The organism is Lentimicrobium saccharophilum, assembly GCF_001192835.1.
Taxonomy (GTDB): Bacteria; Bacteroidota; Bacteroidia; order Bacteroidales; family Lentimicrobiaceae; genus Lentimicrobium; species Lentimicrobium saccharophilum.
In genome coordinates this window covers 1001223-1023972 of record NZ_DF968183.1, presented here as the reverse complement: position 1 = coordinate 1023972, position 22750 = coordinate 1001223, and the positions used below count along the sequence as shown (strand labels likewise).

The following is a 22750-nucleotide window of genomic DNA, read 5'->3' as shown; positions in this document are numbered from 1 at the left end:
AACAGCAGTGTTTTATGGCACTGCTGTTATTGTTTAATCGAAAATGCATCCCTTCCGTTCATACTGCCAATGTACATTGCATCCTGAATCTGCATGATTGCTCCACCCCATTGGTTGTGATCGTATATGAAGGGTGTCTCAAACCAGCTTTCAATATGCATGGTCAGGGTTAATTCCGAAATGCCTTCAGCCGCTATATAAAAAGGTCCCCCGTTTGGATTTACAGTAAAATAATTGTGAACAAATCCGGTGATGTCAGGCACCAGTCCGGAATTATTTTCATATATCTGTCCGATGCCAAGGTGGAAATTATAGGGTTGTCTGACTCCCTGAAGATCTTCCCACCATCCGTTCAGCATGAGATAATGGTATCCGCCTCCAAGTACTTCAGGCCATACCATGTTGACTTCAGGCGGGTTTACAAACATAAACGATTCATTCCGCTCTTCGGACAGGCCGAATGTGAAAGTTAGGCTGTCGTAATGCCCGGCTGGTATATTTTTCCCGGCAAGCCACTCCAGTGTTTCGGGAATATTGGTATCGGTGTAATGGATGTCTTCCCAATCTGATGGTCTGATGACGCTGCCGTCGCTGTGGTAAAGTGTCAGATCTGAAATGAAATACATGATCTCGGTCACTTCATAGGGATTTCCGGCCGCGTTTTCATAAATCATCTGGTCGGTAATCAGCGGTTCATTATCTACCTGATGGCTGAAAATAATTTTTAATCCGTTTTCAGATGCAGAAGGATCTTTTTCGGTGCATGCGATCATCGAAATGGCCATGAGTAAAACAAGTATTTTATAGTTGGGTCGCATATTCGCCGGATTTAGTTAAATTTTAATTTTGAGATTGATATAAAATGACCTGCCCGGTTCATACAATTTCTCATTGCTCCCAAGCAATCTGCGGTTGAGGTGGTCGTAGCAGGCGATGTCAAAGAGATTACTTACGCCGGCTGAGAGTGAAACTGATTTGTGCGGGTAATAATTCAATGCCAGATCGGTAATCACATACCCCGGGGACTTTTCTTCATAATAAGAAATAGATACATGATTTTGCGCTGCAACAGCCCTTACGGTTAATTGGGGTTTTAACCGGGGTTTCCGGAATTTGTATGAGAAAATCATTGTGGCATCCAGGGCCGGGATCTCCGGTACCGGATCATTTTTAATTACTTCTGTTCCGGCCAGTTGGTTGTTTTCGAGGATGATTTTTTCAGCTTTGGTGAAGTAGGCAAATGTATAGGCCCCAGAGACCCCGATATTGGAATTTTTAAATGGTATCCATGAAAGTGATGCTTCAAGCCCTGTAAAAACTGCCGCATCAACGTTTCCGAACTGTTTAACACCCGGCGCGCCCTGACTCAATGGCCGGGCAACATTCGGCGGAAGTAATACGCCTGTTATATAGTTGTCAATTCTTGAAATAAACAAATTCACAAGTAGTTGTGCTTTCCCTGGCCTGTAGGTCAGCATAAGGTCGGCCTGATGATTAGTTTCAGGTTTTATCAGCGGATTGCCCAAATAGTCGTAACGGTCGAACCCGGTTGCAAGGAATTTTATATACCTTTCCTGCATATCTCCAGCACGCTGGCTTCTTGCCAACCCCACGCCTATAGTTGTTTTTTTTGTCAGTCTGTAGGTGATGTTTCCGGATATACTGTATAATAACTGGTTTACGGGCGTACTTTTATACCATAGATTACCCTCCTTTGCAACAATCAGCGTATCTCCGGATTCAGCATGGTTAAGATCAAGGCGTGCCGCTATAAAAGCTTCAGTTTTTCCTTTTTTCAATACTGCTGAGGTAAAAAGCCCGGTATTAAATATCAGCGCATCTCGCCAAAGGTTGATTTTTTTCTCTGAGGTATATTCCTGCCCGTCCATGATCATAATCATGCGCATATCTCTGGTTCCGTCCTTTGTAGTGATTCTGGTATCAATTCCATGAAGCATATTCAGGCTTTTGAATGGGTAGGAGATGGAGAATCTGCCACCTGTAGATGAAGCATTGGCAATGGCGGTTGCCTGCATGATGCCGTTGTAGGGTGGAACTACCTGAGAGTATTGCGGCCTGAAGCTGTTATCCATCACATGATACACCTTCGAATGATATGCCGACAATGTCAGCCGTTTTTCAGGATTCGCCGGATCGTATCTTTCGAAATAACCGGAAAAGATATTGGTATTGCCTATTGTTTCATCCATGGGGAGGGCCGGGAAGAGGATGTCCTTACCAAAAGATCCTCTGTAAGAAAGGATCAGGAATCCGGATTTACCGGTTCTGAAGCCTGCATCTGCCGAGATATCTTTCTTGGTAAAAGAGGAATTCCACTCTTTGCCATTGCCGTCAGTGTAATTGTCGTAATCTTTTATCCCGCCGCCTAAACTCAGGAATGCCTTTTCAGCAGAGAAAAGAAGGCTGATGTGTTGTTTTAATCCGTTCCTGCCGGCATCGAAACCAGTATGGGAGGTTGCATGGAAGCCCCGGTTAAATGCTGATTGATCAGGTCTGGTTTTTATATGAATGCTGGCTGAAGGTGCAGGGCCGTATTGCAGCAGATAGGGGCCTTTCACAATCTCCAGACTGTTGACCTGCTCAGGTTCAATATGCGCGAGCACCGGATCCATACGATTGGGACATCCCCCTTCAATATGAATCCCTTCATCCAGAAATACGCTGATCTGCGAGTACCTGAATCCCCTTACAACGGGATCTAACGCATAACCTCCCCGCCGGATCCCGCTGACATTTGGTTGCCGCCTGAGAATTTCTCCCAGATCCACTTCCCTGATCTGTTCAAGTGAACCTGCATTTATGACTGAAACAGGCATCCTGCGGTAAACAGAGGTGTCGGTCAGTTCAAACACCGGTAATTGCACAATACTGTCCTTTTGCTGTGCAACAACTTCTGCTGTTGGCATAAAGAATACTGAGGTAATTGCAATCAGACCGCTTATTATCCGTTTGCTGTTTCCGAAAAAACTTTTCGTTCTATTCCTCCTCATCTGGTATTTTACAATTATTATTGATTCAATTTATGGCCGGATTAAGGCAGTTGGATTAAAAGGTTAAATCCTGGCATCTGCCTTATCAAAGATAACAAATCTTTTCAGTAACTCAGGGCCTGTCCGATAATGGATTGCTATAAAGATGGTAATCCCTTTCCGCTTAGGAAATTGAAACCACAAACAAAATTACATAATTATGAGCAAATGTTCATAATTTTTAGGCAAGGAAATTGATCCTGGATGTTTTCGTCCCGGATTAAGCATTTGATAGTGCTTAAAAGATTAAATGGTTTGTAATCAGCGCAATAAGAATTGTACCGAACAAACCCTGAATCGGGATTACCCTCATAAAATCAATAATAGTTCAGTCCTATCGGGCCTTCTGTTGAGTAAACCGGGTTTATTTGTCTTTCCGGCAATTTCAGGCTTCATAAATTGCTCCTCCGATACTGTCGGAAACAGCACCAGTTACATAAGCCAGGCAATTAGGGATTTTTTTGTACCGGAGCACTCCCAGTAACGCAAATATTAATGCTTCTTTGAAGTTAATTATTTTCGGCTCAGGAATTTCGATATGGCAGGATGTCATTTTTCTGATAATTTCAATCAGGAAATTGTTGTGGACGCCGCCACCGGTAAGCAATACCTTTTCAAATGACGTTTCAGGAAGAGACAAACTGATTTGTTCAGCGATATGCATCGTCAGTGTATGAAGAATGCCGGGTATGTCATCGAGGTATTTGTCAGCCAGGGGATAAATGTTTGCTTCTACCCATTCACGTCCCAGCGATTTGGGCGGTTTCGCCGAATAATAGTCCAAACTGTTCAGTTGTTGAAAGAGTCCGGGTATAAGATTTCCGCTTCGGGCGATTTTGCCGGAATCATCAAATTTCAGGCCCGATAAGCCTGCATAATGATTCAATACATAGTTGGCAGGGCAGATATCCCATGCAATCCTGCTGCCTTCAGACTCCATGGAAATATTTGAAAACCCCCCGATATTAACACATGCATGGTAATTGCCAAAAAGCAGCCGGTCGCCAACCGGTACAAGTGGTGCGCCCTGTCCTCCGAGCGCGACGTCAATGGAGCGAAAGTCGCAAACCGTTCTGATTCCTGTGATGGCGGCAATCTGCGCCCCATTGCCTGCCTGAACGGTAAAACCCTCTTCCGGCCTGTGGAAAACCGTATGGCCATGACTGGCGATCAGGAGGGGATGAAGGTGATATCTTTCGGTAAAATCACGTACAACTTCGCCGGTCCATTGCCCATAAGCATTGTGGATTCTGAAGAATTCAAGCGCACCGGCATGTTCCGCCTGCCTGAGTTTTAATATCATGTCAGGCTGATAAGGGATGGTTTCGGCACAATTAATGGAAAAACTGGTTTTATCGCCTGAAAACCCGAATGTGCAGCATGCAATATCCAGCCCGTCAAGCGAGGTTCCTGACATCAGGCCGATGGCCTGAACCGTCTCTTCTCTTTCAGAGTGCATCGGTAATGGTTTCAAGTTTCATGCCCCGTGATCCCTTGATAAGGATGTTCTCTCCGGATAAAGGATTGTTCAGCAGGTATAATCTGAGATCTTCAACGGAAAGAAATGCCAGCACATCAACTGCACATGCAGCAGCTTTGTGAAACTCAGGTCCGGCTGTGATAATCCGGCGAAAACCACAGGAAACAGCGAGTTCCAGAATACTGTTATGCTCTTGTTCCGATGCAGTGCCAAGCTCAAACATATCGCCAAGAATAAGTACCTTTTTATCAGGGCTTTTTGCAGAAAAATTGCTGATGGCTGCTGTCATACTGGAAGGATTGGCATTATAAGCATCAAGCACAATGATATTTTTCCCTGTTTGAAGCACCTGTGAGCGGTTCATCTTTGGTTCATAGGCCTGCAATGCGGTGGCAGCATCATTGAGGTTAACCCTGAAATGACCGGCAATGGCAATTGCGGCCATCACATTTGAGAAGTTGTATCCCCCGCTCAGTTGTGTTTGAATTTGTAAGGAAAGTGGTTTTTGCAGTTTCACTGATAGAAAAGGCTCATCATCAATCAGTTCACCAAAAAAAGGCTCATTGCCGGAGTTTCCGTAAGTAATGCGGGGCAGTTCTTCCGAAAGTTGCATCAGCAGATGATCGTTTCCGTGAACAAAGGCAGTTCCTCCGTTCTTCCTGAGATGATCATAAAGTTCTTTTTTGGCTTTAATTACCCCTTCGGGGCTGCCGAAGCCTTCGAGATGGGCTTTCCCGATGTTGGTAATCAGTCCATGGGTTGGTCTGGCAATCCTGCATAGTGCTGCTATTTCCCCGATATGATTGGCGCCCATTTCAACAATAGCTATTTCTGTATCCGGCTTTATATTGAGCAGGGTTACAGGAACACCGATGTGATTGTTAAAATTTCCGGAAGTTGCGCAGGCCCTGAATTTTGTTGAAAGCGCAGTAAAAATCAGTTCCTTTGAAGTGGTTTTGCCGTTTGTGCCGGTAATGCCGATTACCGGAATATTCAAAGTGTTGCGGTAGTCAGCGGCAAGTTGCTGCAATGCGGTCAGCGTGTCACTGGTGAGTAGTGTCCTTTCTCCGGTATAGTATTCCGGATCATCTATTACCGCATAGGCAGCTCCTTGTTCAAGCGCTAGTTTTGCATACTGATTGCCGTTGAAGTTTTCGCCTTTCAGAGCAAAAAACAGGCTTCCGGGCTGTGTTTTTCTCGAATCAAGACTGATGTAGGGGTGCTGTTTGAAATGAAGAAAGATTTCGTCAGAACTGGATATTCGCATATTGTTTTTTTAATCAGGTCAACGTTACAACATTTGTTTGATTGCCGAAAGTAACAAATATGTCCGGGATTTAATAAAATGCAGCCAATAAAAAAAGTCCATTCGCCGCGCAAATGGACTTTTTTAGACAGTATGGTGATTTATTTTCCTTTGCTCGAAGAGTAAGCGCCTCCAACCTTACCCATGGCGCAACGGAATCCGATATAATTGGTAGAAAGATTCTGATCCAGGTAACGACGGGTAGCAGGGCTGAGATAATAAGCCGGATCTCTCCATGATCCTCCCTTATAAACCCTCGATTTGTCGGATACCAGTGATGTTTTGGCATATTCATACATCATATTGGTAGTATTCACGCTGTCGGCGGGTATGGTTGTCCAGTCAGGATTGATGGTTGATTGATAATCACCATCAAGGTAGTTGATCTGATTTGCGCTTCTGTAGTTGAAACGGTCTTTGCTTTCTTCAGTGGTCACCTCGCGGTACTTAATCCGGCCAAGGCTGTCTTTCGGTGCAAGGAAGCCTTCTTCATCCGTTACTTTGGTTGTAAAGACATTTCCACGGTATGGGGCATAATCGGCCATGTCTTCGAAAGTAAGCGGGCGATAAACATCAAGTACCCATTCTGCAACATTACCGGCCATATTGTACAATCCATAATCATTCGGCCAGTACGAAGCGACTTCAGCAGGGAGGTCTGCCCCGTCGTTCAGGCTGCCGGCTACACCCATGTAGTCGCCACGTCCCCTTTTGAAGTTGGCAAGGAACTGGCCATAATATTTTTTCTGATCAGAACGAACGATGGTTCCATTCCAGGGATAAACCCTGCGTTCAACGATGCGCTCGTAAACGGTGTTACCAACAAGACCCAAAGCGGCAAACTCCCATTCGGCTTCAGTCGGCAGTCTGTATTTCGGAACCATAATACCATCTTCAAGCCTGGCGCGGCGTTCACCTGTTCCACTGGGATTCAGATCTTTCAAAGGCTTATTGACAAGTCCCTCATATTGGCCAGCCAGGTAAGCTTCTGTGTTGAAATTGTTTTCATTTCGCTGATCCGGGTCAAAGTCCAGGATGCCTTCACGAATAAGCAGCATTTCATTCACACGGTCAGTTCTCCAGAGGCAGTATTCATTTGCCTGAACCCAGCTGACACCGACAACAGGATAATTTCTGTAAGCCGGATGACGGAAATAGGTTTCAACCAGGGGCTCGTTGTACGCCAGTTTTTCCCGCCAAACCAGGGTGTCGGGCAGTGCTTTGCGGTAAACCTCTGGATAATCGGTTCCGAATACACGGCTTAACCAATAAAGATATTCTACATAATCCACATTGGCAACCTCAGTTTCATCAATATAGAAAGAAGGCACCGTAACCCTCCTGGGGATATTGTCCCAGTCATACATTGGATTGTCGCTGGTGCGACCCATGGTGAATGTGCCGCCTTCAACCAGTTTCAGCCCGGGGCCAACCGGCTGCTCTCCGTATTTGGTATTAACCTGAAATCCTCCGTTTTTTGAATTGTTGTATTCCCATCCGGTAGTTCGTGAGGATTCTTTGGCACATGAAGATGCGAGAAAGGTTACGGTTGCAAAGAAGAAGATCTTCAGATAGATGTTTCTGTAGCTGATCATTTCCGGAAATTATTGTTTTTGATTGTTATTAACTAAAATCTTGGACATTTTATTGCCTTATGCTTGAAAGTTTTCTGCCCGCAGTCGAATTGCCATGCAAATGAAACCTCATGAGCACCGCCGGTTGCATTGGTTAATCGTGAAACAGTGTAATCGTAACTATATCCGACCTTAAATTTTGCATGCTGGAAACCAACCAGTGCAATTACTGCATCAGGATTTTCAAAATTGTGCCTGAACCACGCGCCAAGCACAAAAGGATAAACATTCAGGTAGAGACCAACATTCAACTGATGAAACTTACCCTGTTGCTGATACATTATATTTGGTGAAATGCTGAGATCTTCAACCTCGCCACCGCTGAGTCCCTGTCGCATATCTATCAGTGCACCGGCATGGGCTGTTATTTTCATGGGGAGTTTACTGTCGCCATTACTGTAAAAGGAGTTGTCAGGCTGATTCAGGTGATGTGCGGCAAAGCCTCCATACAATCGCTCCCTGTAACCGAAAAGCATGCCGGCGGAAAAGTCAATCATACCGATACTCAGGCGATCGGGAGGACTTTCCTGGGTAGGCGGAAGATTGTTGATATCGCCAACAAGCAACTGGTCTTCAAATATGAATTTATCCCAATCCAGTTTATTCTGAATATAAGTTCCCTGAAAACCGGCATTTAATGTCAGGTTTTTCGAAATATTCATCCTGAATGAGTACATTCCACTGGCTGAGGTTGTTTTCATTGCCCCGCCTGCCATATCTTCAGAAATAACCATAAGTCCGATACCGCCGGAAACCACATCGATAAATTGATCATACGAAGCAGCATAGGTTACAAAAGTGGCAGGTATACCCGGCCATTGGTTCCTGTAATTGAGGGTTAGCCTCGGACAGATTTTGGAACCGGCCAGGGCAGGATTAAGATATAACGGATTACCATAGTATTGCGAAAAAGAGGCATCCTGCGAAATACCTGAAAAACCAGCTGTAATCAGCAGTAATATCAGGCTTAGCTTAATTCTCATGTCGTAATGAATTTCGGCAGCCAATATTACGAATAATTTTAATAATGACGGCCTCTTGTTTAAAAAAATGCAAAATTCAGACAAGCCCCTGCAATAACGGATTTCTCAATCCGTTATTATCCCAGCGGTGTATCAGGCATATCAGTTTTCATTACAAATATACGAATAGATGAACCTATTTCTGTTGCCTCATGTTTAAATTACGTGTTAATACGGATAGCACCGCATGATTAGTTTAATTTTGTGTCTCAATTTCCGGCGTTAAACCGAAATATTGCCTATGAACCCGATTCGTTTAGTATTCAGTGCAATCTTGTTTCTATATCTGATATTTCCGCAGGAGAATTTATCTGCGCAATACTTCGTTAAGTGGTATATGCCATACGCCGGACATCCGGCAGATGACAACACTGAACACTACTGGCTGCATTGTGAATCGTGTTACAACACTGAAGAAACCGGCTTGCCTGTTTACAGCTTTTATGCTGAAGGTCATTTTGATGTGCTTCCTGAACTGAGCTTCACTTCCATGCAATATGCTGAGTTGACGATGGCTGAAAGAGAAGCATTTGATCAATCGGATTCAGCAAGCTGGTCAGGTGAATCTGATTATAATGCCACGTTAGTTTATGACCGGGGCGAAGGTCGTCTTTTAATAAATTTAGTGCCGCTGAGAAGGAATAAGTTGACCGGTGTAATTGAAAAACTGATTTCTTTTGATCTGAAAGTTGAAGGAGGCAATGAGAGAAGTGGAATGGAATCCCGGCAATATACAGCTTCTTCCGTACTTTCTGCAGGCGATTGGTATAGGGTTGCTGTGAAAAAGACTGGTATTCAACAGCTTACGTATGATGACCTTTCGGCGATGGGCGTGATGGTGAATGGCCTTTCTTCATCCGGTATCAGGGTTCACGGGTATGGAGGAGGTATGCTTCCTGAACGGGCAGGTGCAACGAGATATGATGATCTGCCTGAGGTCCCGGTCATGGTGATTGATGGCGGAGATGGTAAATTTGATCCGGGCGATTATTTTCTTTTTTATGGACAAGGGCCCCTGGCATGGAAGTATAATATCCAATCCGGGTTGTTTGAACATAAGCCCCATCTTTATTCAGATGAATCCTATTATTTTATAACGACAGGCTCAACTCCCGGCAGGCGAATTCCTGAATTCCCCCAGCCCCAGACGGGCGTACCCACCATCGTGAACTCATTTGATTTCTATGATGCATATCATTCTGACGAGGTAAACCTCATCAAATCGGGTAAGGAATGGTTCGGGGATATTTTCGATCTGATTACTTCGCGTGACTATACCTTTAAGTCATTTGTTCCTGAAACATCCAGACCTCTTCAGGTCAGGCTGAGTGCTGCAGCACGTTCGACATCCGCGAGTTTCTTTACGTTGGCAGCATCAGACAAGACATTTAACCTTTTTATTCCTTCGATTATCACTGATTTCAATACCAACTATGCCAGGATGTCGACTGAAACATTCGAAATCGAGCACAACGGTAGTTTCAATGGTCTCAAAATCAATTATAATAAGCCGGTAAACAGTGCGATCGGGTGGCTGAATTTTATTGAGCTTAATGCAGTAGCCATGCTGAACTTCAGTGGCGGCCAGTTTGCTTTCAGAAAGACCGGTTTGCAGGATGTTGTTGAATACCGGGTAACAACGACTACAACACATGACTGGCTGTGGGATGTTACCGATCCCCTGAATCCCGGCTACATTCAGCCCTCAGTCTCTGCAGGTACCCTTACTTTCAGGGCGCTGGCAGATACACTGAGGGAGTATATCCTGAGTGATGCATCTTCTTTCCTGAAACCTGTTTTTGTTGAACAGGTTGCCAATCAGGATTTGCATTCAATGGGGTCTGCCGATATGGTAATTCTTACTCATCCGTTATTCGCGGAGGAAGCAGCTCGCCTGGCCGCTTTTCATAGCCAGCATAATGATTTTAGTGTTATTGTTGTCCAGCCACAGGCTATTTACAATGAGTTTTCTTCAGGTGCACAGGATATCAGTGCCATCCGCGATTTCATGAAGATGCTCTGGCATCGCGGTGGTGAAGGGATTAAACCCCGCTTTATGCTGCTTTTTGGTGATGCATCATACGATTATAAGGACAGATTGGCAGGTAATACCAACTTTATCCCCACATTTCAGGCCCCTGAATCGCTTCATCCCGTTACTTCCTATGCTACCGACGATTTCTTCGGATGTATTGACGACAATGAGGGTGGTTTTTCCACAGACATTATGGATATCGGTGTTGGCCGGCTTGTGGTTGCAACGCCTGAAGAAGCCCGGATGGCTGTAGATAAGATTATACATTATGCAACCGCTGCCGAATCGGTACATGGTGATTGGCGGAATATGATTGCATTTGTTGCCGACGACGGCGATGGTAACGAGCATATGCGGCAGGCTGACCAGATCGCAACCATGATTGACACGACTTATAGAAAATATAATATTGATAAAATATTTCTGGATGCTTATCCACAGATTTCGACTCCCGGCGGGCAGCGGGCCCCTGATGCAACCGCCGCAATCAACCAGCGGTTGGAAAAGGGTGCACTGATTGTAAATTACACCGGACATGGAGGAGAAACAGGTTGGACACACGAACGGATTCTTGAAATTTCCGATATCAACAGTTGGACCAACTATGACCGTTTGCCGGTCTTTATGACGGCAACCTGTGAATTCAGCCGCTATGATGATCCGCTCAGGCGATCAGGAGGGGAACTGGTGTTTCTGAATCCCCGGGGCGGCGGAATAGCATTGTTTACTACGGCAAGACCCACTTTTGGAACCCCCAACTTCAACCTTGCACGCAATTTTTACAACATTGCCCTGAAACCGGATGGCAATGGTATGCCATTCCTCGGGGATCTCATCAGAATTTCAAAAAGGGTGACAGGATCAGATCCCAACAGTAAGAAGTTTGTGCTGCTGGGCGACCCTGCAATGAAAATGGCTTACCCAAAGTATGATGTTATTACAACAGAAATTAACGGCCGCACAGTTAACGGTGATGCAGATACACTCAGGGCATTGGGTGAAATAACCATCAGTGGAATTGTAGCCGATAATGACAGAAATATTCTTGCAGGATTTAACGGTGTTGTTACAGCGATTGTATTTGATAAGGAAAGCCAGATAAATACTTTTGGAAGTGACGGGGCAAATTCAATGTCATTTACAGTGAGGAGAAATATTATTTATAAAGGCAACGTGATGGTTGAGGATGGCCGTTTCAGCTTGACTTTTATTGTCCCACGCGACATCGGGTATCAGTTCGGTCAGGGGAAAATCAGTTATTATGCCACCAACGGGGAGCAGGATGCTGCAGGGTACTACACTGACATTGTTATTGGAGGGATCAGCAATAAGAATCTGGATGATTATGATGGGCCGGAGATATCCATTTTTATGAACAACACCGATTTCCGGCCGGGCGGATTTACCGACGAGAATCCGGTAATGCTTGCCCTGCTTGCGGATATCAGCGGCATCAACACCATCGGCAACGGCATAGGCCATGATATCGTTGCCATTCTGGATGGAAAAACAGATAGTCCGTATATTCTGAATGAGTATTATCAATCGGACCTGAATACTTTTCAGAGTGGAAAGGTTGTATTTCCGTTTAAAAATCTTTCGCCTGGTTTGCACACCCTCAGATTGAAGACCTGGGATGTTAACAATAACTCCGCGGATGCCAGCATTACCTTTTATGTTGTTTCATCCGGCGAGATGGTGATCGGAAGCTTCGACGCTTATCCCAATCCCATGAATGACTTTACCAGGTTTGAGTTCGACCATAATCAGTCTGGTCAGGATCTGGAGTTGACCCTGAGCATCTTTTCATTGTCCGGTGCTTCTGTGGCAGTGCTGAACCGGACTGTTTTTGCGGATGGTTTCCGGACAACAGCTTTTGAATGGGATGGACGCAATAACCAGGGCCGTCCGTTAAATCCCGGTTTTTATATCGGACGCTTGGTTGTTAATAGCGCAACCGGGCTTCAGGCTTCAAAATCTGTTAAAATTTCGATTGTCAGATGATTGAAAGAAAATAATTTTGACCAAAAAATGAAAATAAAATCGCCTTTTCTTGCTTTTTGTTTCGCTGCATTATCTCTGAGTCTAACAGGTCAGGTTTCTGTGCTGAAATCACTGGAATGGGAGCGTCCGGCCACCCTTGTGCGGGGTACCGATTCCTCAGTATCTGCACCTTCATTTAAAGGTGCGCAGTTCCCTTTTCTGCCTGAAAGCAATATGCCCGCATATGTTAATCGCTTCAGGCTGCCGGAAGGGCATCGTTTAATTGAGGTTCAGTTATCGGGTGAAAAGTTTATTCCGCTTACGGATTCTGACAGGATTCTGTTGGCAGGAGAAGAGTTGCCTAAACAACTGACACCTGAGGTTGAGTTGATGTACGAAAACGGCAGACCCTGGGCAATGGTTACGATAGTGCCCTTCGCTCTGGAGCCGTCTTCGGGTCAGATCATGAAATTGTCGGAATTCCGGCTGGATTTTATCACTGCTTCCGAACCGGCATCCGAAAAAAATGAGCGCAGTTATGCCATGAACTCCGTGCTTGCTTCGGGAGACTGGTATAAGATTTACATTAACGAAACCGGGATTTACCGTTTAACTTATAATGATCTGAAGAACCTGGGAATCAATGTAAATGGTTTGAATCCTGATATGATCCGGATTTTCGGGAATGGCGGCCGTATGCTTCCTGAGGGGGCCGGTGGAAGCAGGATTGATGATCTGGCTGAGAATGCCATAAAGGTGGTAACCGCAAGTCCCGGTGTTTTTGCACAGGGTGATTATATTCTTTTTTATGGTCAGGGTACGCTGGCATGGAATATGAACCCGTTTTCAGCGCGGATGGAACATCTGAAGCATCCTTACGCGGATGAAGCCTGCTATTTTGTTACCATTGGCCCGGTTGCAGGTAAGAGGATCGCTGTGGATCCCGGCCCGGTGGAAGAACCTAACTTTTATTCAGTTGAATATACCGATTTCCGGGTTCATGAAAATGATAACCTCAGTCTGATTAAAAGCGGAAGAAAATGGTTCGGGGAGAAACTGGATTACTATACCAGAACGTTTTCAATTCCTTCTTTTCAGTTTGCTGAGCCGGTAGCAAATGAAACAGCCCTTGTTCGTTATGGGTTGGCAGGCAGGTCATTGGCAGGGCAGATTTCCTTTAATATTCTGGTAAATGGCGAACAGGTAGCAAGCAGCTCGTTGTCAAAAATCGTTTCTGATTGGGACTATGTAAGAGAAGTTACCACAACCACTTCATTTGTACCTGGGAGCAATAAACTTGATGTTCAGGTAAGATTTAACCCGGTGAGCAGCACCGATTTCGGTTACATTGATTTTGTTTCATTGAATGTCCGTTGCCGGTTGAAGTATCCGGGAGGGCAGCTTGCGTTCAGGGACCCGAAAACGGTTTCCGCTGGAAGGATTACTTCCTTTACACTCGATAATGCAGTTGAAGGACTTGAGATCTGGGATGTTACCGATCCGGCCGATGTAAAATTCATTCAGCCTGTAAGAGTTGGGAATCAATATACTTTCAAGAGAAATACAGAACGGCTGGTTGAGATGATCGCGCATGACAATTCTACTTTCAATGAGGTGAAACTTGGTGAGAAAGTAAAAAATCAGAATCTGCATTCTACCGGTAATTACGATCTGATTATCGTAACACATCCTGATTTTAATACTGATGCCACGCGACTGGCGGCAGCCCACAACAATAAGGGAGAAATTTCGGCCATCGTTGTGCCTCTCCCCGAAATTTACAATGAGTTTTCTTCGGGGATACAGGATATTACTGCAATCCGTGACTTTATGAAGATGCTTTACGATCGTGGCAGGGAGGCCGGATTTCCCAAATATCTGCTGCTTTTTGGCAATGCTTCATACGATGTGAAGAACAGGGTGGCAGGTAATTCCATTTTTATTCCAACGTACCAGAGCGATAATTCTGTGCATCTGGTAAACTCTTTCCTTACTGATGATTATTATGGTCTGCTGGATGAAGGCGAAGGTGCGCTGAATGCTGCCGGATTGTTGGATATCGGTATTGGACGGCTCCCGGTCAGAAATGCTGAACAATCAAAAGTCGTTACAGATAAAATTTTGCATTACCTCGAAAATCCGGCTTCCACGCATGGCGATTGGCGCAATGTGATTGTGGTGCCGGCGGATGATGAAAACAGAAACACTCACCTGAACCAGGCCGAAAAGCTGATAAATAGCATTGACACGCTTGATCCGGTTTATAACGTCAATAAAATTTATTTTGATGCATATAAAAAGCAATCGACGCCCGGAGGAGGCCGTTACCCTGATGTAAATCGCGAAATTGTGAGCCGTGTTGAAAAAGGGGCGCTGCTGGTGAATTATGTCGGACATGGCGGGGAAGTCGGATGGGCTGATGAAAGGGTGCTTGAAATTTCCGACATCAATGCCTGGACCAATTATGAAAGGATGGGAATGTTCTTTACAGCAACCTGTGAGTTTTCGAGGTTTGACAATCCCCTTCATACTTCGGCCGGTGAACTGGTATTCCTTAATCCCGAAGGAGGGGCCATGTCGATGATTACCACCACCCGTCTGGCTTTTGCCTCAAGTAATTCGCAGCTTAACCTTAGTTTTGCCGATACCCTGTTCGATGTAAAAAGTCATGAAATTCCCCGCCTGGGAGATGTGTTGAAATACACCAAAAATACCAATGGGAATTCTCCGAACACGCGACATTTGACCTTGTTTGGCGATCCTTCTATGCGCCTGCCTATTCCACAGCACAGGGTAGTAACAACCTCAATCACCGACGCTGTTACCGGTAATCCTGCCGATACCCTGTTTGCAAACAGTCTTGTGACAGTTTCGGGGGAAGTGAGACGTGTCGACGGAACATTTATGGATGACTTTAACGGCGTCTTATCTGTTAAGGTTTTTGACAAACCTTCTAAGGTTAATACCCTCGGACAGCATCCCGAAAGTTTTGTTGTCGAATTCAAGGCCCAGAAAAACATTGTTTACCAGGGAAAAGCGTCAGTTAAGGAAGGAAACTTTACATTTACATTCCCGGTGCCCAGGGATATTGATTATTCCATAGGGAATGGCAAAATCAGTTTATATGCATCCAATGGCATTGAAGATGCACATGGGTATTCTACCGATTTTAAAATCGGCGGGTCGGTTGCTCAAAATCAGACAGATCTTACCGGGCCGGCTATCAGGCTTTTCCTGAATGACACCAATTTTATTGATGGGGGCATTACAAGTGAAAATCCCAAACTGATTGCTTATCTGTATGATGAGAGCGGGATAAACACGGTAGGCAACGGAATCGGGCATGATATTGTTGCTACCATCGACGGTGACAGCTACGATGGCATTGTGCTGAACGATTATTATGTTTCGGATCTTGACAGCTATCAGAGCGGGATGATTAATTATCAGTATTTTAATCTGCCGGATGGCGAACATACCCTTACCCTGAAAGCCTGGGATGTATTCAATAACTCAGGTCAGTCGAGCATCAATTTTACTGTAAAACGTAAGATAGTTCTTGCAGTGGACGAGGTAGTGGCTTATCCGAATCCATCGGGTGCTGATGTTTGGTTCCGGTTTGGTCATAATCAGTTTGATGGTAAATTTGACGTTGAACTGAATGTTTATTCTTCATCAGGGATGCTGGTGAGGACAATCGGACCCGAACGGGTGATTTCGGAAGGGTATACAGCCGGTAATATCCACTGGGATGGCCGTAATGACGACGGGAGTCCGGTCAGAGCAGGTCTTTACCTCTGTCGTCTTATGATCCGCGACCGTAATGGGTATACCTCCGGCAACACGGTGAAAGTGGTTATGGTCAGATAAATTTCATGATCTACACTATAGGTGAATGTCTGCTGGATATTATTTTCAGAAACGGACAGCCGGAATGGTCCTGCCCGGGCGGCAGTATGCTCAATTCTGCAGTTTCGCTCGGCAGATATGGTCAGCCTGTTGCCTTTATTTCCGAAACGGGTAATGACCGTATCGGGGATATGATCCATGATTTTCTTTCGAAAAATGGTGTAACCATCAATCATTTATTGGTTTATGAAGGGAAGAGCACGCTGGCACTGGCATTCCTCGACGATCGTGGTGATGCCGCCTATCAGTTTTACCATCAGTTGCCAACCATTGCCCCTGAGTTCAGGAACCCTGATTTTAATTCAGCAGATTTGCTGATGTTCGGCTCTTATTATTCTATATCAGACAGAAATCAAGGCAATATCGGGAGAGTTGTCAGCAGGGCGGTTGAATCAGGTGCCACGGTTTTATACGATCCTAATTTCAGGAGACCCCACCTTGATAATCTGCCTCAAACCATTTCAGCCATCATTAGAAATATTTCGATGGCTGACCTGGTGCGTGCCTCGGATGAAGACATGAATCTGATTGCAGGTGCAGAGAATGGAAAGCATGCCTATGATTTCGTCAGGGAATCCGGATGCAAACTGCTGGTTTATACACGGAACCGGGAAGGTGTGGATTTGTTTACACCTTGGTTTACAAAACATTATCATGTTCCGGCTGTGACGGTTGTCAGCACAGTTGGTGCGGGCGACAGCTTTAATGCTGGATTGGCATCCGTAATCCACCAATACGGAAATATTTTGCCTGATGAAGTTTTTTGGGATGAAGCAATCGGCAGGGCGATTATCTTTGCAGCAGAGGTTTGCGGCAGCCGGGAGAATTTCATTGGCTGGCAGGGTGCCCCTCCTTACCGGATATGATAAAAAAATACATCGCATCATTCCTTCTGAAAATCCTTGGCTGGCGTATTGTCGGTAACATTCCCGAAGGTGCCGGAAAGTGTGTGGTTATGATGGCTCCGCATACGGCAAATATAGATTTCTTCTACGGCTGGCTGGGGTATGCAAGTCTTGGTTATAAATCCTATTTTCTTATTAAAAAGGAAGCCTTTAACTGGTTTACCGGCAGAATTCTGCGTGCAATGGGGGGTATTCCGGTCGACAGGGGGCACAGCACCAATATCGTTCATCAACTGACCGAGGTATTTCAAAGGAAAGAAAAGATGATTCTTACCATTACTCCTGAAGGCACCAGGAAACTGAACCGGAACTGGAAACGCGGATTTTATTTTATTGCCGAAAATTCAAATGTCCCGGTTGTTATGGGATTTCTGGATTACAAAACCAAGGAAGGGGGGTTTGGTCCTTCTTTTATGCCTTCAGGGAATTATGATGAAGATTTCAGCATGATCAGGCAATTCTATAAGGATAAACATCCCCGCCATCCTGAAAAATTTTCCCTTCCGCCTGAAAAATGATGAGAAAGGGCTTTCGAAAAGTAAGACTGATTGGTTTAATCCGGATGATAATCCATTAATCATTAATGAATGAAAAGAAAAATTATTCTGTTATTTTTCGTCTTTACGGGTTTATTTACCGGCCTCATTGCACAGGATGGTGCGCGCCGTAACTTCAATATTCCCGATATCCCGGGCTATCATACATTAAAGTGTGATTTTCATATTCACACGGTTTTTTCTGACGGACTGGTGTGGCCAACACTCCGGGTTGTTGAGGCCTGGCAGGAAGGGCTGGATGTAATTGCCATAACGGATCACATCGAGTATAAGCCATTTAAGTCTGATGTTAATACTGACCTGAACCGGCCATATCAATTGGCTGCTGATAAAGCAGAAAAACTGGGCATTTTATTGATACAAGGCGGGGAAATAACCCGGAGAATGCCTCCGGGACATTCCAATGCCTTATTTCTGGATGATGTGAACCGGCTGGATACGGCAAAATGGGAAGATGCCTTTGCTGAAGCGAAAAGGCAGGGTGCTTTTATATTCTGGAATCATCCCGGATGGAAAGCACAGCAACCGGATACCATCCTCTGGTTTGATGAACACTCCGGATTATTGAATCAGGGGATGCTGCATGGGATTGAAATAGTTAACTATAAGGAATACTACCCTGCAGCTTTTGCCTGGGCGCTTGAAAAGGACCTTACTTTACTCGGGAATTCTGATATTCACGGGACTATTGCACAGGAATACAATCTGGCGCAGGGGGAGAAGCGGCCTATGACCATCGTATTTGCCAGGGAACGGACTGTTAAAGGTGTTAAGGATGCACTTTTCGAAAAAAGGACTGTGGTTTACTTCGATGGCGATCTGTATGGGCGTGAAGAATGGTTGAAACGATTGTTTGCTGCGTGTACCGGGCAGGAGAATAATGCCAGGGCGTCAGTAAATAACCGCAGAAGTGTTTTTGTAACCAATTACAGCGGAATTGATTTTCACCTGGTTCCCGGAAAAGAGGCGCAAGGCTATGGTTTGATCTATCCTTTGGATCTGCCCGCTTATTCTACCATTGAGTTGTCTATTAAGTTAAATGGCGATGCTGCTGCAGTGCAGGGTTCAATTCCGCTCGGTTTTGTGGTAGAGAATGCTTTTATTGCGCCCGGCAAGCCTTTGAATACAACAATCAGGTTTTAAGGTCTGATTCTTCAGTAAGCCGCCACATTATTTTATTATTAAAAATATGCAGGTCTGAGAAGTTCAGACGCCCATTGCTATCATTGTGATCATGCTGAAAATCAATATTTAAAAAGTTCACTGTACCGTTTATTTAATGTGACAGATTTACAGAGTCTTGTACGATTCATAATTGATTTTCTTTTAATATCAGGCATTCCATAAACATATTGTTACACTTGTACGTTTAATCAGGCGTTTCAGGCTGTGTTACTTCTGAAATAGCTGGTTGACGTGGCTTGCGATGTTGAAAATGACTTTTATAAGATTTTGCAATTAATAATTCTAGTAACCGGAATGCCGGAGAGTCATAGTTTTATTGAACAAAGCAGGTGCAAAGCCTGAAAATAAGTGTAAAAAAACTTGACTTTCAATAATTAATGAGTATATTTGTTACTCGATTTCTCAGATTACGGTTAGCGCCAATATGGGACTGACGTGGCGAAGCTTTATAACCACCCGGGAAATCTGCCGGAGATCCCCCTATTATCGGGGGCTCTGACTTCTGCCTGATGCTCGATACCCTTATCACTTCCAAAACCCGTTTAAAACTGCTGGTGAAGTTCTTTCTGAACGCTTCCACCAGGTCCTATCTGCGTGACCTGGAGGCGGAATTCGGGGAGTCCACCAATGGCATCCGGGTTGAATTGAACCGCTTTGAGGAGGCAGGGATGCTGGTTAGCCATTTTGAGGGGAACAAGAAGATTTTTTCCGCCAATATCAACCATCCGCTTTTCAAGGATATCAACAGTATATTGCTGAAATACACCGGGATAGACCAGGTGGTTCAGAATGTACTGAAGCGTCTGGGTGGACTGGAGCAAGCCTGGCTGGTGGGCGATTTTGCGAGGGGGAGGGATAGTGATACGATCAGTCTGTTGCTGATAGGTGATAAAATCAATCAGGAGGCGCTTGCAGGCTATATTGCCAGGGTTGAGGGGATGACGGAGCGGAAGATCCGGTACGAGTATCTTTTGCCTGACGAAGTGTGGAAAGTGGCGAAAGAACATCCGGAAAGGTTATTGTTATATCAATCAGGCTTATGAGTTTGTTGAATCTACAAAAGAATAATCTTTTATAGAATGGATTTGAGGTATTTGTTGCGCGCGGAGGGCAAAACGATTCAGGCAATGTGGGTTGCCATGGGGAGCCTGAGTTCATTTGCCCTGGCGATTGTAAGCGCGGCGATACTTTCCAGATATTTTAATAAGACGGATTATGGGACCTACAGGCAGATTTTGTATGTTTATAATACGTTGCTGATTATTTTTTCTGCAGGTCTTCCAAGTGTTTTTGCATACTTTCTTCCCCGGTATACTGCTGAGCAAGGAAAAGATATCGTAATTAAAGTGACTAAGGTACTTCTGATTGCAGGAGGTGTTTTTAGTCTGTTTCTTTTTTTGACCGCTGATATCATTGCATCATTATTAAAAAATCCGGAGTTAAGCAGAGGGCTGAGAATATTTTCGCCGATTCCCCTGTTGTTACTACCAACCCTGGGAATTGATGGGATTTTTTCGACTTATAAGAAGACTATCTATATAGCTATATATAATACAGTCTCCAGGTCATTGATGTTGCTGTTTATTGTACTACCGGTTATTCTGTTTAAAGGAACTTATATTCATGCTATTTACGGTTGGCTGGTGGTTTCGGTTTTAATGTTAATCATCGCTTTATATTATAAGAATATACCTTTCCGTGGCCTTATGCGGCAGGGATCTTCACTAACCTTAAAGGAGGTTTTCGGGTATAGTCTTCCACTGGTAGGCGCCAGTTTATGGGGAATGGCGATCCGCTCGGCTGATCAGTTTTACATCAGCCGGTATTTCGGGATAGAAGTATTTGCTGAGTTTTCCAATGGATTTATTGAACTGCCTTTTGTGGGGATGGTTACCGGAGCAACTTCCGTTGTGCTAATGCCGCTTTTCTCGAAATTAATTCATGAGAACACCAATGGAAACGGGACTGCAGAATTGCTTGAACTGTGGAGGAACGCGTTAACAAAATCGGCAATCATCATCTACCCGATTGTTATCTTTTTTCTCTTTAATTCCAGGCTTACCGTGGTAACGCTTTACTCCGATACATATGCCAACTCTGCGGTTTATTTCAGTATCGCCATGATGTTAAATTTTTTTAACATTATTGTTTTTGCCCCTCTATTGTTTGCCCTTGGTGAAACCCGATTTTATGCAAGAATGCATATGTGTTTTGCTATTATTGCATGGGCCGGGGGGTATATGGTTGTTATCGGTTTTGACTCACCGGTCATTCTAGCAGTTTTTTCAACAGCTATGGCAGTTGTAAAAATTGCTGTTTCTCTGAGGCACGTGGGCGTTAAGTTAAATATAAGAGTGTTCGAGTTGATACCGGGAAAGGAGATTTTGCTCTTATTGCTGCATTCCATACTGGTAATGATAAGTGTAAAGTTGCTTATCGGGTTAATGCCTTTTCCTGTTGAGAATATTTTATTTCTGATATTATCATTTATTTTCTTTGGGGTGTTGTTGTTGCCAACTGCCAGATTGTTTAATCTAAATTATATTTCTGTTATTAAACCAATTTTTCAAGGCACAATTGCCAAATGAGAATTCTTATCGTTACACGAAGTTTTTTTCCGGAGAATTCCCCCAGAGCTTACAGGGCAACTGAATTATGTAAAGAGTTCGCCCGGCAGGGTCATGAGGTGGTCGTATTTACCTTAAAGAAGCCGAAAATTCATAATGATTTTGAAAGAGAGTTTAATGTGAAAATAAGAGATTTGGGGAGCCTTAAGTTTAGAAGTCCTGATTTTGGTAATTCAAGAATTGGTTTCTTTTTGACGAGAGCGGTATTTAGATTTCTATCATTAAGTATAGAATATCCTGATATCGAACTTGTTTACAAAGTCAAGAAAGCCTTGAAAGGAGTAAAGGGTTACGACCTGTTAGTTTCTATTGCCGTCCCCTATCCGATTCATTGGGGCGTTGCCTGGGCAAGAACATCAAAAAACAGAATTGCAAAAATATGGGTAGCTGATTGTGGTGACCCTTATATGGGGGAAAGAACCGATAGTTTCAGAAAGTGGTTTTATTTCAGTTTTATTGAAAAGTGGTTTATGCATAAGACTGACTTTATCAGCATACCGGTTGAAACTGCAAAAATTGGTTATTATCCGGAATTCCATAAAAAAATAAAAATTATACCTCAGGGCTTTAGATTTGATTCTGAGCAAAATCCTGTAAACTATGTGGCTAATGAGATTCCGACATTCGCTTATGCCGGAGGTTTTATCCCCGGAATAAGAGATCCAAGGCCATTTTTGGATTATCTTTTAAATATCAGTATTAACTTTAGGTTTATTATCTATACAAGTGCATCTGCATTACTAGATTTATATAAAGAAAAACTGAATGGGAAACTGGTGGTAATGAATTATATTCCCCGTGAAGCTTTGCTTGAAGTGCTGAGTAAAATGGATTTTCTGGTAAATTTTGATAACAATACGTCAGTTCAGGTGCCAAGTAAACTTATTGATTATGCACTGGCAGGGCGGCCCATTCTTAATGTAAGATCACCGCTTGATCCAGTTCTGATTGATCAGTTTCTGGAAGGCGATTATTCGGGAATGCATGTAGTTGATAATATACAAAGTTATAATATAAAGAATGTTGCAAAGCAATTTCTGGAATTGCTATAGATAAA

14 protein-coding genes are annotated in these 22750 nt (G+C 44.1%); 8 read left to right on the top strand and 6 right to left on the bottom strand.

The window, feature by feature from the left end:
* Positions 1 to 26: 26 nt before the first annotated feature.
* From TBC1_RS16035 to TBC1_RS16010, 6 genes are all read right to left on the bottom strand, one after another.
* Positions 27 to 818: an MbnP family protein gene (locus TBC1_RS16035; protein WP_137305812.1), complete on the bottom strand. Its 792-nt coding sequence runs from the start codon at positions 816 to 818 to the stop codon at positions 27 to 29.
* A 15-nt stretch (positions 819 to 833) separates the two neighbouring features.
* Positions 834 to 2927: a TonB-dependent receptor domain-containing protein gene (locus TBC1_RS16030; protein ID WP_172668922.1), complete on the bottom strand. Its 2094-nt coding sequence runs from the start codon at positions 2925 to 2927 to the stop codon at positions 834 to 836.
* A 508-nt stretch (positions 2928 to 3435) separates the two neighbouring features.
* On the bottom strand, positions 3436 to 4509 hold the full coding sequence (locus TBC1_RS16025; protein ID WP_062045041.1) for an anhydro-N-acetylmuramic acid kinase: 1074 nt from the start codon (positions 4507 to 4509) through the stop codon (positions 3436 to 3438).
* Complete coding sequence (locus TBC1_RS16020; RefSeq protein ID WP_062045040.1) at positions 4499 to 5797, bottom strand: UDP-N-acetylmuramoyl-tripeptide--D-alanyl-D-alanine ligase; 1299 nt, start codon at positions 5795 to 5797, stop codon at positions 4499 to 4501. The genes TBC1_RS16025 and TBC1_RS16020 overlap by 11 nt, the downstream gene beginning before the upstream one ends.
* A 140-nt stretch (positions 5798 to 5937) precedes the next feature.
* Positions 5938 to 7431, bottom strand: coding sequence for an SUMF1/EgtB/PvdO family nonheme iron enzyme (locus tag TBC1_RS16015; RefSeq protein WP_062045039.1), 1494 nt, complete (start codon positions 7429 to 7431; stop codon positions 5938 to 5940).
* Between the two features lie 32 nt (positions 7432 to 7463).
* Positions 7464 to 8453: a PorP/SprF family type IX secretion system membrane protein gene (locus tag TBC1_RS16010; protein WP_137305810.1), complete on the bottom strand. Its 990-nt coding sequence runs from the start codon at positions 8451 to 8453 to the stop codon at positions 7464 to 7466.
* Positions 8454 to 8829: 376 nt separating this feature from the next.
* Here TBC1_RS16010 and porU (TBC1_RS16005) point away from each other — a divergent pair, with 376 nt between their 5' ends.
* The 8 genes from porU (TBC1_RS16005) (at position 8830) to TBC1_RS15970 (ending at position 22745) form a co-directional block, all read left to right on the top strand.
* Positions 8830 to 12531: a type IX secretion system sortase PorU gene (gene porU, locus TBC1_RS16005; protein ID WP_062045037.1), complete on the top strand. Its 3702-nt coding sequence runs from the start codon at positions 8830 to 8832 to the stop codon at positions 12529 to 12531.
* A gap of 27 nt (positions 12532 to 12558) precedes the next feature.
* On the top strand, positions 12559 to 16380 hold the full coding sequence (gene porU, locus TBC1_RS16000; protein WP_137305808.1) for a type IX secretion system sortase PorU: 3822 nt from the start codon (positions 12559 to 12561) through the stop codon (positions 16378 to 16380).
* Between the two features lie 5 nt (positions 16381 to 16385).
* On the top strand, positions 16386 to 17285 hold the full coding sequence (locus tag TBC1_RS15995; protein WP_062045032.1) for a carbohydrate kinase family protein: 900 nt from the start codon (positions 16386 to 16388) through the stop codon (positions 17283 to 17285).
* Positions 17282 to 17842: a 1-acyl-sn-glycerol-3-phosphate acyltransferase gene (locus TBC1_RS15990; protein ID WP_062045030.1), complete on the top strand. Its 561-nt coding sequence runs from the start codon at positions 17282 to 17284 to the stop codon at positions 17840 to 17842. Before TBC1_RS15995 ends, TBC1_RS15990 begins: the two co-directional genes overlap by 4 nt.
* A gap of 69 nt (positions 17843 to 17911) precedes the next feature.
* On the top strand, positions 17912 to 19024 hold the full coding sequence (locus tag TBC1_RS15985; protein WP_062045028.1) for an Sb-PDE family phosphodiesterase: 1113 nt from the start codon (positions 17912 to 17914) through the stop codon (positions 19022 to 19024).
* Positions 19025 to 19575: 551 nt separating this feature from the next.
* Positions 19576 to 20109: a hypothetical protein gene (locus TBC1_RS15980; protein WP_062045027.1), complete on the top strand. Its 534-nt coding sequence runs from the start codon at positions 19576 to 19578 to the stop codon at positions 20107 to 20109.
* An 84-nt stretch (positions 20110 to 20193) separates the two neighbouring features.
* Positions 20194 to 21654: an oligosaccharide flippase family protein gene (locus tag TBC1_RS15975; RefSeq protein WP_062045025.1), complete on the top strand. Its 1461-nt coding sequence runs from the start codon at positions 20194 to 20196 to the stop codon at positions 21652 to 21654.
* Positions 21651 to 22745 (top strand): glycosyltransferase family protein, encoded by a 1095-nt coding sequence (locus TBC1_RS15970; protein ID WP_062045023.1) that lies wholly within the window; start codon positions 21651 to 21653, stop codon positions 22743 to 22745. The genes TBC1_RS15975 and TBC1_RS15970 overlap by 4 nt, the downstream gene beginning before the upstream one ends.
* Positions 22746 to 22750: the final 5 nt, after the last annotated feature.

Coding starts and splice junctions, on each gene's coding strand:
- TBC1_RS16020 (WP_062045040.1), bottom strand. CDS start 5,797: ATGCGAATATCCAGTTCTGACGAAATCTTTCTTCATTTCAAACAGCAC.
- TBC1_RS15970 (WP_062045023.1), top strand. CDS start 21,651: ATGAGAATTCTTATCGTTACACGAAGTTTTTTTCCGGAGAATTCCCCC.
- TBC1_RS15975 (WP_062045025.1), top strand. CDS start 20,194: ATGTGGGTTGCCATGGGGAGCCTGAGTTCATTTGCCCTGGCGATTGTA.
- TBC1_RS15990 (WP_062045030.1), top strand. CDS start 17,282: ATGATAAAAAAATACATCGCATCATTCCTTCTGAAAATCCTTGGCTGG.
- TBC1_RS16030 (WP_172668922.1), bottom strand. CDS start 2,927: ATGCCAACAGCAGAAGTTGTTGCACAGCAAAAGGACAGTATTGTGCAA.
- TBC1_RS16010 (WP_137305810.1), bottom strand. CDS start 8,453: ATGAGAATTAAGCTAAGCCTGATATTACTGCTGATTACAGCTGGTTTT.
- TBC1_RS15995 (WP_062045032.1), top strand. CDS start 16,386: ATGATCTACACTATAGGTGAATGTCTGCTGGATATTATTTTCAGAAAC.
- TBC1_RS15985 (WP_062045028.1), top strand. CDS start 17,912: ATGAAAAGAAAAATTATTCTGTTATTTTTCGTCTTTACGGGTTTATTT.
- TBC1_RS16015 (WP_062045039.1), bottom strand. CDS start 7,431: ATGATCAGCTACAGAAACATCTATCTGAAGATCTTCTTCTTTGCAACC.
- TBC1_RS15980 (WP_062045027.1), top strand. CDS start 19,576: ATGCTCGATACCCTTATCACTTCCAAAACCCGTTTAAAACTGCTGGTG.
- porU (WP_137305808.1), top strand. CDS start 12,559: ATGAAAATAAAATCGCCTTTTCTTGCTTTTTGTTTCGCTGCATTATCT.
- porU (WP_062045037.1), top strand. CDS start 8,830: ATGCCATACGCCGGACATCCGGCAGATGACAACACTGAACACTACTGG.
- TBC1_RS16025 (WP_062045041.1), bottom strand. CDS start 4,509: ATGCACTCTGAAAGAGAAGAGACGGTTCAGGCCATCGGCCTGATGTCA.
- TBC1_RS16035 (WP_137305812.1), bottom strand. CDS start 818: ATGCGACCCAACTATAAAATACTTGTTTTACTCATGGCCATTTCGATG.